Below are 12,387 nucleotides of genomic sequence, written 5' to 3' on the forward strand. Positions count from 1 at the left end.
ACAGATACGCTGTAATGAGATACGCTTATTTTTTAATCGCATTTGCCTTATTTCTAAACTGTAAAACAACTACTAAAACACCCAAAAACAGTGTCGGTTTGATTACCGAAAAAGCCATGGTGGTTTCGGCTAGAGAAGAAGCTTCTAACATTGGAACACAAATATTAAAGCAAGGTGGTAATGCTTTTGATGCCATGATTGCTACAGAGTTAGCTTTAGCTGTATCTTACCCCTATGCAGGAAATATTGGAGGTGGTGGCTTTATGGTTTACAGAAAAGACAATGGAAACATTGGCGCTCTAGACTACCGTGAAAAAGCTCCTTTAGCTGCGTATAAAGACATGTACTTAGATGAAAATGGAGAGGTGATTAAAGATAAAAGTACTATTGGAGCAACTGCTGTTGGCGTACCGGGTATCATTGCAGGAGTTTTTGAAGTGCATAAAAAATTTGGAAGTCTTCCGATGAAAGAAATTATCCAACCTGTTATTGACTTAGCTCGAAAAGGAGTAATTGTTACTCAAAAACAAGAAAAACGCCTATTAAAATATCAGCCTGATTTCCTAAAGGCTAATAAGGATAGTATCCTGTTTAATAAATCATGGAAAAAAGGAGATACTATAAAATACCACGCCCTAGCTAACACCTTGGCTAGCATACAAAAAAACGGAAGAGATGAGTTTTACAAAGGAGAAACTGCTAAAAAGCTAGTAGCATTCTTAAAAGAAAATGGTGGCTATATCACCGAAGAAGATTTGGCAAAATATCAAGCAAAATGGCGTAGTCCAATCACTTTTACCTACGACGACTTACGTATTATTTCCATGTCACCTCCTTCAAGTGGTGGTGTTTGCTTAGCTCAAATAATGAATAGTATCGAGCCTTTTGACTTAGATCAATACGGACATAATTCAGCGAAAACAATTCAGGTAATTACAGAGGCTGAACGGAGAGCCTATGCGGATAGAAGTTATTTTTTAGGAGATCCTGATTTTGTTTCAATTCCTGTTATTGATTTAATCAGTAAAGATTATTCCGCCTATCGAATGCGTAATTTTTCTTTTGACAAGGCTACTACTTCTGAAGAAATATCGCATGGAAATATTGAAATCGTTGAGAGCAATGAAACCACTCATTATTCTATTATAGATCAATTTGGAAATGCCGTTTCGGTGACCACTACTATCAATGGTGGTTATGGCTCAAAACTGTATTGTTCAGAATTAGGCTTCTTTTTAAATAATGAAATGGACGATTTTAGCAGTAAACCTGGAGTTCCAAATATGTTTGGTTTGGTGGGTTCTAAAGCCAATGAAATAGCTCCTGAAAAACGAATGTTAAGCTCTATGACTCCAAGTATTGTTGAAAAGAACGGATCATTATTTATGGTTGTTGGTACCCCTGGTGGCTCTACTATTATTACTTCTGTATTACAAACTATTTTAAATGTCCATGAATTTAAAATGGGAATGCAAGAAGCAGTAAATCAACCTAGATTTCATCATCAATGGTTACCAGACGATATTAAAATGGAACCTAATAGTTTTTCTGAAGAGATTAAAAATAAATTAAAGCAAATTGGATATGTTATAGATGAAACAAATGCTCCGGTAATTGGTAAAGTAGATGCTATTTTAGTACGTGCTGACGGTAAACTTGAAGGAGGTGCTGACCCAAGAGGAGATGATACAGCTGTTGGGTTTTAAAAATCAATATATTATGGAAATGAGTGCTTGTATTATATAAACTGCATCACTTACCTTTCGTTCACATACCTACCCTTCTTATAAAATATAAATGACTTAATCGCAACCTTAAGAAAAAACCATACCATGCAAAAACAATTAACAATTTAAGTAGATAACTTATTTTAAATATGAATCCTTTTTTATTTTAACGTTTATTTTTTGAATATTTTAGAAACACATATCTCTCCCCAACAAAAGAAACCCATTCGTTTACAAGAATATGCAGTGGGTATTTTTAAAACAATTCCAACGAAATCCGGGATTAAAAAAGCGATAAAAAAAGGACTTGTTTTGGTTAACGGAAAAACGGCAACGACAGCATTATTCATTAAAGGCCATGAAGTAATTGAACTCTACCAGGAAAAGAAAAACAGCTCGACAAAACAATTTAACTTAACACTTGAAGTGCTTTTTGAAGATGACTATTTAGCTGTAATCAACAAACCCGCAGGTATTTTAGTAAGTGGAAACTCCTTTGCCACAATTGACAATGCACTGGATCTAAACCTAAAACCAAGTACACAATTTGATACCACCATACCCAGACCAGTTCATCGACTCGATTACCCTACTACTGGTTTACTTTTAGTAGGTAAAACCAACTCCAGCATAATTTCACTGAATAAGTTGTTTGAAACCCAATCAATTCAAAAAACATACCATGCCGTAACCATCGGTACAATGCCCTCACACGGAATCCTCGATACCCCCATCAATAACAAAGAAGCTTACACTTCTTTCAAGGTTATAGAAACTGTTCCCTCAAAACGTTTTAAACATCTAAACTTAGTTCAACTTTCACCAAAAACAGGAAGAAAACACCAGCTTAGAGCACATTTATTAAGTATTGGAAATCCTATTTTAGGAGATCAAGAATACGGTACTTCTGACCTGCTTTTAAAAGGAAAAGGCTTATATCTACATGCATCAACATTAAAATTCACTCACCCTATCACCAAAGGGAATATGTTCATCACAAAAGAACTACCTAAGAAATTCAAAAAGATATTCACACCATAACTTTCCTTTAAAAAATATATCTTTGCGCTTATGCGAATTGATATTATTACCGTTGAACCAGATTTATTAAGAAGTCCTTTTGAAAACTCAATGATGAAAAGGGCCATTGAAAAAAAGTTAGCAGAAGTACACTTGCACAATTTACGTGAATTTGGTTTCGGAAACTATCGCCAGATAGATGACTATCAGTTTGGCGGAGGTGCTGGAATGGTTTTAATGATAGAACCTATAGCTCGGTGTATAGAAAAACTACAATCTGAACGATCATATGATGAAATTATATATATGACTCCAGATGCCAAAACTCTAAATCAAGCAACTGCTAATACACTTTCTTTAAAACAAAATATTATAATTTTAACAGGACATTACAAAGGTGTTGATCAACGTGTTCGTGATAAATTTATTACTAAAGAAATCTCAATTGGAGACTATGTATTGACGGGTGGTGAATTAGCAGCAGCAGTTTTATGCGACGCTGTAATCCGTTTAATCCCGGGGGTTCTAGGAGATGAAACTTCAGCCTTAACAGACTCTTTTCAAGACCATCTTTTATCCCCTCCTGTATACACTAGACCTTCTGACTACCAAGGCATAAAAGTTCCTGAAATTTTATTATCTGGTAATTTTCCTAAAATTGAAGAATGGAGAACTGAAAAAGCATATGAACGCACAAAACTGATTCGTCCTGATTTATTAGACGAATAAAGCAGCATGTTAAAAAAATCATGAATTAAACAAGTTAAAGCAACGCTCCTTGAATACTATTAAAACTTTCGCTCAAAAACACCCTGCAATAACGATCGTTATTGCTTTCCAACTATTCAGATTGATATTGCTTCCTTTTATGGGGCTAATGCCGCAAGATGCTTACTATCACTTTTACGGTGAAAACCTATCTTTATCGTATTTTGACCACCCTGGAATGATTGGATATATTTTACGTGGATTTACTGAGATCTTTGGAAAGACTATTTTTGTAGTAAAACTTGCGGATTTTATCGTTACTTCATGCACTTTAGTAAGTTTTTACAAATTATCTGCTCTTTTCTTATCAACAAAAAAATTACAAAGAGCTATTTTACTAATAACCTCTACTTTATGCATCTCTATTTTATCTTTTAACTCCACTCCTGATGTTCCATTAATGCTGTTTTGGACCTTGAGTGTTCTGTATTTATACAAAGCTATTTTTGAACAAAAAAAATGGTTTTGGGTTTATGGAGGAATCGCAATGGGATTGGCATTCAATAGTAAATATACAGCATTGTTATTGCAATTTGGATTGATGGCTTTTGTTCTTTTTTCACAGAAACACAGGAAATTACTAATCTCTCCATGGTTTTGGGCTAGTTTATTAATTTCACTGGCTGTTACCTTCCCGGTTTGGTGGTGGAATTATCAGCATAATTTTGTTTCTTTCTTATTTCAATCTTCAAACAGAACAAGTTCTATTTCTAGCTTTGTGTTTAATCCAGCCTTTTTCTTTGGAGCTATTGGCCATCAACTATTTCTGCTACTACCTGTTTTATTCAGTGTTTTTGTGGTTTTTACCTTTAAATACATCAAGAGAGCTTTGATCCAATTTAAGCTTCCTAATGCAAAAACATTGTTCTTATTAGCATTTTTCATCCCTACTTTTGTTGGTTTTTTATCATTAACCCCCTTTTATTGGGTAAAACTAAACTGGTTGATGCCTTCCTATATTACCGGTATCATTCTAGCTGGAATGTTTATTTCTCAAAAGCAACTAAAAGCTCAATTAATTATTTCTATTATTTTTCACGTATTAGTAGCTTTTCAGGTTTTATTTTATTTAGTACCTATTAAAAGTGATGATACCTGGGTCGGTTGGAAAGAGCTTGCTATGGAAACTCAAAAAATACAAGATCAATACCAGAATACCTTTGTTTTTTCTGATGATAAATATAAAACTTCAGCAGCCTTAAATTTCTTTATGACAAAGAAAGTATACGCACAAAATATTATTGGGAAGCACGCTTTACATTTTGACTATCTAGGTGATGACTTGACTTCTTTAAATGGTAAGAATGCCATTTTTATAGATTCGGACACTCGTTTTAAAAACAATGATAAAAAAGGTAATATTGATCATACTCTAGAAAAATACTTTTCAAAAATTTCTGAATTAAAACCTATTATAATTACCAAAAACGGAAAAGACATCCGAAAGTTCTGGGTATTTTATTGTGAAAACTACCAGGCTATTCCTTAAACCCGAATTATGCAATAGAACTTCGTCATGAAAAAGGTAAGGGCAATAAAAGCGGCTCCTTTCTCAATTTTAGCATAGCATCGCTACGACTAAGTTTAAAAGCACAACGGAGTAGTAGATTTTACAGTGGATTCATCTTGTAATACCTTTTCCGATATTGTTAATTTACCGAACATTACTATTATGGTAAATGGCGTTATATCGGTAAAATACAAACACAAAATTGTAAAAACAGCGAAAGTAGTAATCGTATGCCCTGACGGAAAAGAATTCCATAAGGCCATTTTCACGCCTTCAATTAAATGTCAAGCTGCCTTCACCTAAAACACTAACAGGTATTGGAATCCTTTTGAATATACTTTTTTAAAAAAAATGCGTGATTATTAAGGTTCACATCCCACTAACTAAAAATACAAGAGTCATTTTTCTTTTAATAATATAAAAAGACCAAACATAATTCCGTCACCCAAAAAGGTGGTGTATTTAAAAAAGTAATGCAATAATGATTCATTCTTTTGTGCATAAAACACTTGTTAAACAATGTAATAAGTAGTAAAAAAGTGATAAAAACTCCATAAAGTACATATGTCTGTTTTTTAATACCCTTCATGAGGTTTATAATTACAAACCTGCCCCCTTGCAATCTAGAAAAAACTTACTTTTATGATTGACTTTAAGAACAATATTTACATTTATCAATAAACAGCTTTGATGAATGTTAAAACTACCTTCTTCTTGTTTCAATAACATTAAACCAATTTTAAATCAGTTTAATCAATTTTTAAATAACCTTTTTTTAAAGAAAAACTAAAAAACGGATAACCTAAAATTAATTAAGCGTTTACGTTTTATTATTAAAAAAAAATCTTAAATTTGCACGCACAAAATCAACCTCTGACGAAAATCGTGTATGTTGTTTTTAAGTAAACCATAAAAAATTATTTAAAATGGGATCTTTAATTAAATTTGTACAAGACGAATTTGTAGCAAAGAACGATTTACCAGAATTTGCAGCTGGAGACACTATTACCGTTTATTATGAAATTAAAGAAGGTAATAAAACACGTACTCAGTTTTTTAGAGGGGTGGTGATTCAAAAAAGAGGTAATGGTAGTTCAGAAACATTTACGATTAGAAAAATGTCAGGTACTATTGGGGTAGAGCGTATCTTCCCTCTCAACTTACCTTCAATTCAAAAAATTGAAATAAACAAAAGAGGTAAAGTACGTAGAGCGCGTATATACTACTTTAGAGGTCTTACTGGTAAAAAAGCAAGAATCAGAGAAAAAAGAAGCTAATCCCTTTTTTTTTATAACTTATAAAGCACTATGTTTAGCATAGTGCTTTTTTTATTAACAATTGTTAATAACCTCTGTTTATACATTGTTAACTTTTAAAAAAGTTATTTCGTTTAAAAATTAACAAATATGTTGTATATTGTAACTGTCAAAGATCTTTTACATATACATTAAAGTAAATAGTCAATTTTTCATGTTAACACGAAAGATGTTATATCAAACATGTATTTGTTAAGTATACGTCTCAATGAAGTAATAATAGTTATTGAAATAATTGAAGTAATTTACTTTAGTAAAATAGAAGCAAGTTCGTTTCTATTGAAATAGTTACCAATTCTTAGCATTTAGAAAAGCTAAAGACTATTTCCAAAAGCCGTGTCAAAATTAAAAAATTTGATGTGGCTTTTGTTTTTAATAATAAATCACCAAAAAAAACAACTAAAATTCACATATTCTCATTATAAACACCCAATTTATAAGAATTTTTCACTAAAAATTCCACTAGATATTCATAAATTTGCCTCACTTCAAAATAACTAATTTAATTTTTACTTATGAATAAAAAGGCTAAAATTATGTATACAAAAACGGATGAAGCTCCGGCTTTGGCCACTCATTCGTTTTTACCTATAGTAAAAGCTTTTACTAAATCTTCTAACATAGCTATAGAAACCAAAGATATTTCTCTTGCTGGTCGTATTCTAGCTAACTTTTCTGACTATTTAACAGAAGAACAACGTGTTGAAGATGCATTAGCTTTTTTGGGTGAACTTGCTAAAAAACCGGAAGCAAATATCATTAAGCTACCTAACATTTCAGCTTCTGTACCACAATTAAAAGCAGCGGTTAAAGAGCTACAAAATTTAGGGTATCCTTTACCTGACTATCCTGAAGAAGCAATTACAGATACAGAAAAAACTATTTTAGCTCGTTATAATAAAATTAAAGGTTCAGCAGTAAACCCTGTATTAAGAGAAGGGAATTCTGACAGACGTGCTCCAAAAGCAGTAAAGAATTACGCTAAAAAGAACCCTCATTCAATGGGAGCTTGGAGTACCGATTCTAAAACACATGTTGCTACGATGAGTGAAGGTGACTTTGCTCATAATGAGAAATCGGTTACCGTAGAAAACCCTACTGCTGTAAAAATTATTCACACCAATCGCGATGGTAATACAACTACCTTAAAGGAAGGTATCTCCTTACTAGAAGGAGAAGTAATTGACGCATCAGTAATGAGCAAAAATAAACTAGTCGCTTTCTTAGAAGAGCAGGTAGTTGACACAAAAGAAAAAGGATTACTCTTTTCTCTGCATATGAAAGCAACCATGATGAAGGTATCAGACCCTATTATCTTTGGCCATGCTGTAAAAGTTTTCTATAAAGATTTGTTCACTAAACACCATGAAACTTTTGAAAAAATTGGAGTAGATGTGAATAATGGGTTTGGAAACTTACTAAGTAATCTAGACGAACTTACACAAGATCAGAAAGATGAAATTTTAAACGACATCCAAACAATCAATAGCAATAACCCAGATTTAGCAATGGTAAATTCAGATAAAGGAATTACCAATCTACACGTTCCTTCTGATGTTATTATTGACGCGTCAATGCCTGCTATGATTCGTACCTCGGGACAAATGTGGAATAAAGACGGAAAACAACAAGACACTAAGGCTGTGATTCCTGATAGTTCTTACGCTGGTTTATACCAGGAAACGATAGACTTCTGTAAAAGAAATGGTGCTTTTGATCCTTCAACAATGGGAACAGTGCCTAACGTAGGACTCATGGCTCAAAAAGCTGAAGAATATGGATCTCATGATAAAACTTTTGAAATCTCTTCTAATGGAAAAGTACAGGTAATCGATTCAAATGGAGATATATTAATAGAACATAATGTCGAAGAAGGTGATATTTGGAGAATGTGCCAAACTAAAGACACACCTGTTGAAGATTGGGTTAAACTAGCTGTTACAAGAGCAAGAGCATCTAATACCCCTGCCGTATTCTGGCTTGAAAAAAACAGAGCTCATGATGCTGAAATCATCAAAAAAGTTGAAAAATATTTACCAAACCACGATACTTTTGGTTTAGATATAAAAATATTATCTCCAGTTGAAGCTACAAAATTCACTTTAGACAGAGTTAAGGCTGGAAAAGACACTATTTCTGTTACCGGTAATGTTTTACGTGATTATTTAACAGATCTATTTCCTATTTTAGAATTAGGAACTTCAGCGAAAATGTTATCTATCGTGCCATTAATGAATGGAGGCGGATTGTTTGAAACAGGCGCTGGTGGGTCTGCTCCCAAACATGTAGAACAATTAGTTAAAGATAACCACCTACGCTGGGACTCTCTGGGAGAATTTTTAGCATTAGCTGTTTCTTTAGAACATTTAGGAGAAACCAATAACAATCCGAAAGCAAAAATTCTAGCTGAAACATTAGAAAATGCTACCGATAAATTATTGGACAACAAAAAAGGACCTTCTAGAAAAACGGGTGAATTAGACAATAGAGGTTCACATTTTTATTTAGCTTTATATTGGGCACAAGCATTAGCTTCACAGGATAAAGACAACGAATTGAAAGATCAATTTACTCCTGTTGCAGAAAAAATGGAAGCAAACGAAGCTACCATAGTACATGAGCTTAATAATGTCCAAGGAAAAACTGCTGACATTGGAGGGTATTATTACCCAAACGATGAATTCACCGATGCTATAATGAGACCTAGCAAAACGTTAAATTCAATTTTAGACACCGTTCATTTAATTGCAATATAAAACTCAAAAAAAGCAGGTGATTTTCACCTGCTTTTTCTTGTGCTATAAATTCACATACGACATTTAACCATAGCAACCATTCTTTGTAGTAAAGAAATATCAAACCCAGCACTTACGAGTTGTTTAACAATTTCTTTCCCAGCACCCTAATAGTTTTTCACATTACACCTAAGGTAAGACCAATAATTCGATACTATTTTCACTTAAATTATTAACCGCAACCCTAGCTCCTCCTCCTCTCCCGTCTATTAAATTAATCACTTCTTTATTTAGCACACTCAATACAATACAATTCATTTCACTTTTTTATATCAACCCCTTATCGAACGGTAAAAAAATCATCGATACGTAAAAACACCTATTTAAGATTTATCAGAAATAATGACTGAATTCGGTATAATCTACGTTTCTCTTTAATAGGTATCTATAACCTCCACAAAAACCAAAACTTCTTTGACAAATCCGGATGAACCCTTCATTAGTCTTATACTAGTTATTGTTTGAATTTACTGTAAAAAAATGAGTGATTTTTCTTTATAAAAGATAGAAAAATCAACAATAGCAATAGCTATGATTTCTTTATCTATTGAAAGAGAAAAAGGACGTTTTACTACGGTAAATTCAAATGGATCGTATTAATCAAATTTCCAACCTTAAACGCTTACTATGCAATAAAACTTTGTCATGAGAGCGGTAAGCGACGTAAAAGCAATTAAAAAAACTGTAATACGATTTACAAATACATATTTCGCATATCTATTATTTCTTTTGCAGCTATTTTTACGTTATAAAACGTAACCATAGCTTGGCTATGCTAAAGTTTTATGCCTTAAACTAACTTAAAATAATTCAATACCTATATACTAAATATGTATCTGTAAATCGTATAAAACATCGACAACACACTCTTTTTCAAGAACTTTTTAAATTTTCTATATTAAAACCCTACCCCCCATAAACCACTAATTAAAACCGCTAAAGCCCCTAAAAGTCTTCCTTCCCTGTTGCCAACTTCTAAAGTAAATGAGTTGTAAAATTAATCAGTTCGTTTTATGTTGCCTCTATATCTTATAATTTTTAAATAATTTTAACAAGTAAGGCACTCATTTTTTTGAGAGTCACAGTTATTTAACCCTTAGTTTACAGCAATATTCGTAACTTTGACCTATGAATTTTATCAAGACGACAGAGCAGGACTCTGAATACAATAACTTAGAAAAAATGAGTGTTTCTGAGTTACTTTCCAATATTAACAATGAAGACAAAACCGTTCCTTTTGCCGTGGAAAAGGCCTTACCCGAAATTCAAACACTAACGGAACAGGTTGTTTTTAAATTAAAAAAAGGTGGCAGGTTGTTTTATATTGGAGCAGGTACTAGTGGACGATTAGGTATAGTGGATGCGAGTGAATGCCCTCCTACTTTTGGAGTACCACATGAATTGGTGGTCGGTTTAATTGCAGGAGGTGATACTGCTATTAGAAAAGCAGTTGAATTTGCTGAAGATGAAACCAATCAAGGTTGGATAGACCTACAAAACCATCAAATTAACAAGAATGATATTGTAATTGGCATTGCTGCCTCAGGAACAACACCTTATGTTATTTCTGCACTAGAAAAATGTAATATTGAAGGAATTACAACTGGTTGTATTACCTGTAACCATAAAAGCCCACTAGCCCTCACTGCAAATTTCCCTGTTGTTGTTATCGTTGGGCCCGAATTCGTAACAGGAAGTTCTCGTATGAAAGCTGGTACTGCTCAAAAACTAGTACTTAATATGATTTCTACCGCAAGTATGGTCCAATTAGGAAAAATAAAAGGTAATAAAATGATTGATATGAAACTATCTAATAACAAACTTGTAGAAAGAGGTGTGAATATGTTAGTTTCTGAACTAAACATCACCCCACAAAAAGCAAGTGATTTATTAAAAACACATCGAAACGTAAGAGACGCTATAAAAAAATATAAAAACGACTAAAAAATGACGAAGAATACCACCTTAGATCAAAGCTTGAAAAGACTGCTTATTTTACTTGGTTTACTACTATTTTCACCTATACTTTTAAGCATTTCATTTAAGGCAATAAACATTTTCACCGACAAACCAAAGATTTTCATCGCATATTTTTTATTAATTACCAGTATTTTAGTAACTTTATATACTGTTTATTTCGGGTTTAAAACCTTTAAAGGTATTTTAGATTCACTTTTTAAAAAATAACGATTGAATATTAAGAATAAATTTCAAAGAATTTTCAAGTGGGAATATTGGCCTACGCCAATGTTTTATATCCCTAATCTTCCGTATGCGTTTTATTTAGCATACAAAGCCAAACACCTTACTTTCTTTACCGCTGCTAACCCTAGTATCAAAAGTTCGGGAAATGGTACAGAAAGTAAATTTACTACACTGCAATTAATTCCTGAAAAGTATAGACCAAAATCTATATTGGTAGAATCAAAAACAAACTATGCTACAGTTGAAGAAAAAATGAATCAAGCAAAATTAGTTTATCCTGTAATCGCTAAACCTGATATTGGCTTTAGAGGACTGTTAGTAAAAAAAATAAAATCCTCAACTGAACTTAAAAAATACCTAAGACATCTTAGAAAACATCCTATCGATATTATTATTCAAGAATTTATCGATTACAACTATGAGTGTGGGCTCTTTTACCTTAGAAGCCCAGAGGAATCTCATGGAAAAATAACCTCCATAACTTTAAAAAAATTCTTATCCGTTACAGGTGACGGAAAAACAAAGGTAGAAGACCTAATTTTAATGGATAATAGAGCTAAATTTTACCTAGACACAATAAAAGAAACGCAATCGGCTAAATTAAACATTATCCCTAAAAAAAATGAATTAGTTAATTTATCTGTAATAGGAAACCATTCTAAAGGAACTCAATTTATTAATGGAAACAATCTAATCAGCAAAAAACTGCATGAAACCTTTGACCAGATTAATAAATCTATAGAAGGATGGTATTATGGAAGATTAGATATTAAATACAACTCTTTTGAAGACTTAGAAAAAGGAAAAAATATGAAGATTTTAGAAATAAATGGCATTATAGCAGAACCTACACACATATACGACAGCACCTACTGCTCCTACTTCGAGGCTCTTAAGGAGATAAGAACCCACTGGAAAGGACTATACAAAATAGCTATTACTAATCATAAAACATTAAAAACTCCTTATAAAAACCCAAAAGAGTTTACTAAAGAAATTATGCATCTAAAAAACTATATGTCAAATATTAAAAACTTAAATTAACC

11 protein-coding genes are annotated in these 12,387 nt (G+C 32.5%); 9 read left to right on the top strand and 2 right to left on the bottom strand.

Going from position 1 to position 12,387, the window contains the following annotated elements; genetic code table 11:
• Positions 1-14 precede the first annotated feature (14 nt).
• From ggt to AC2TDS_RS04705, 4 genes are all read left to right on the top strand, one after another.
• Positions 15-1,706 carry a gamma-glutamyltransferase gene (gene ggt / locus AC2TDS_RS04690; protein ID WP_484737966.1) on the top strand — a complete coding sequence of 564 codons (1,692 nt, stop codon included), beginning with the start codon at positions 15-17 and terminating at the stop codon, positions 1,704-1,706.
• A gap of 201 nt (positions 1,707-1,907) precedes the next feature.
• Positions 1,908-2,768, top strand: coding sequence for an RluA family pseudouridine synthase (locus AC2TDS_RS04695; protein WP_484737967.1), 861 nt, complete (start codon positions 1,908-1,910; stop codon positions 2,766-2,768).
• A 30-nt stretch (positions 2,769-2,798) separates the two neighbouring features.
• Positions 2,799-3,476 carry a tRNA (guanosine(37)-N1)-methyltransferase TrmD gene (gene trmD / locus AC2TDS_RS04700; RefSeq protein WP_484737968.1) on the top strand — a complete coding sequence of 226 codons (678 nt, stop codon included), beginning with the start codon at positions 2,799-2,801 and terminating at the stop codon, positions 3,474-3,476.
• Positions 3,477-3,525: 49 nt separating this feature from the next.
• On the top strand, positions 3,526-5,004 hold the full coding sequence (locus AC2TDS_RS04705; RefSeq protein WP_484737969.1) for a glycosyltransferase family 39 protein: 1,479 nt from the start codon (positions 3,526-3,528) through the stop codon (positions 5,002-5,004).
• Positions 5,005-5,099: 95 nt separating this feature from the next.
• Here the strand turns inward: AC2TDS_RS04705 and AC2TDS_RS04710 are convergent, their stop codons facing one another.
• Entirely contained in the window at positions 5,100-5,288 is a 189-nt protein-coding gene (locus AC2TDS_RS04710; RefSeq protein ID WP_484737970.1) for a phosphatase PAP2 family protein, read from the bottom strand.
• A gap of 663 nt (positions 5,289-5,951) precedes the next feature.
• On the opposite strand from AC2TDS_RS04710, the gene rplS reads away from it, so the two are divergent.
• Complete coding sequence (rplS, locus tag AC2TDS_RS04715) at positions 5,952-6,302, top strand: 50S ribosomal protein L19 (protein ID WP_484737971.1); 351 nt, start codon at positions 5,952-5,954, stop codon at positions 6,300-6,302.
• 554 nt (positions 6,303-6,856) lie between these two features.
• On the top strand, positions 6,857-9,097 hold the full coding sequence (locus tag AC2TDS_RS04720) for an NADP-dependent isocitrate dehydrogenase (protein WP_484737972.1): 2,241 nt from the start codon (positions 6,857-6,859) through the stop codon (positions 9,095-9,097).
• Between the two features lie 168 nt (positions 9,098-9,265).
• Here the strand turns inward: AC2TDS_RS04720 and AC2TDS_RS04725 are convergent, their stop codons facing one another.
• The gene (locus tag AC2TDS_RS04725) at positions 9,266-9,394 is read right to left on the bottom strand and encodes a hypothetical protein (RefSeq protein WP_484737973.1); all 129 of its coding nucleotides are present in this window, start codon (positions 9,392-9,394) and stop codon (positions 9,266-9,268) included.
• An 870-nt stretch (positions 9,395-10,264) separates the two neighbouring features.
• On the opposite strand from AC2TDS_RS04725, the gene murQ reads away from it, so the two are divergent.
• From murQ to AC2TDS_RS04740, 3 genes are read left to right on the top strand one after another with little or no spacing between them, the layout of a single operon-like run.
• Positions 10,265-11,080 carry an N-acetylmuramic acid 6-phosphate etherase gene (murQ, locus tag AC2TDS_RS04730; RefSeq protein ID WP_484737974.1) on the top strand — a complete coding sequence of 272 codons (816 nt, stop codon included), beginning with the start codon at positions 10,265-10,267 and terminating at the stop codon, positions 11,078-11,080.
• A 3-nt stretch (positions 11,081-11,083) separates the two neighbouring features.
• Positions 11,084-11,323 (top strand): DUF6095 family protein, encoded by a 240-nt coding sequence (locus AC2TDS_RS04735; protein WP_484737975.1) that lies wholly within the window; start codon positions 11,084-11,086, stop codon positions 11,321-11,323.
• Between the two features lie 3 nt (positions 11,324-11,326).
• Complete coding sequence (locus AC2TDS_RS04740) at positions 11,327-12,385, top strand: ATP-grasp domain-containing protein (RefSeq protein WP_484737976.1); 1,059 nt, start codon at positions 11,327-11,329, stop codon at positions 12,383-12,385.
• Positions 12,386-12,387: the final 2 nt, after the last annotated feature.

The sequence above is a fragment of the Tenacibaculum profundicola genome, assembly GCF_057220795.1.

Coding starts and splice junctions, on each gene's coding strand:
- ggt (WP_484737966.1), top strand. CDS start 15: ATGAGATACGCTTATTTTTTAATCGCATTTGCCTTATTTCTAAACTGT.
- rplS (WP_484737971.1), top strand. CDS start 5,952: ATGGGATCTTTAATTAAATTTGTACAAGACGAATTTGTAGCAAAGAAC.
- trmD (WP_484737968.1), top strand. CDS start 2,799: ATGCGAATTGATATTATTACCGTTGAACCAGATTTATTAAGAAGTCCT.
- AC2TDS_RS04720 (WP_484737972.1), top strand. CDS start 6,857: ATGAATAAAAAGGCTAAAATTATGTATACAAAAACGGATGAAGCTCCG.
- AC2TDS_RS04710 (WP_484737970.1), bottom strand. CDS start 5,288: ATGGCCTTATGGAATTCTTTTCCGTCAGGGCATACGATTACTACTTTC.
- AC2TDS_RS04735 (WP_484737975.1), top strand. CDS start 11,084: ATGACGAAGAATACCACCTTAGATCAAAGCTTGAAAAGACTGCTTATT.
- murQ (WP_484737974.1), top strand. CDS start 10,265: ATGAATTTTATCAAGACGACAGAGCAGGACTCTGAATACAATAACTTA.
- AC2TDS_RS04725 (WP_484737973.1), bottom strand. CDS start 9,394: ATGAATTGTATTGTATTGAGTGTGCTAAATAAAGAAGTGATTAATTTA.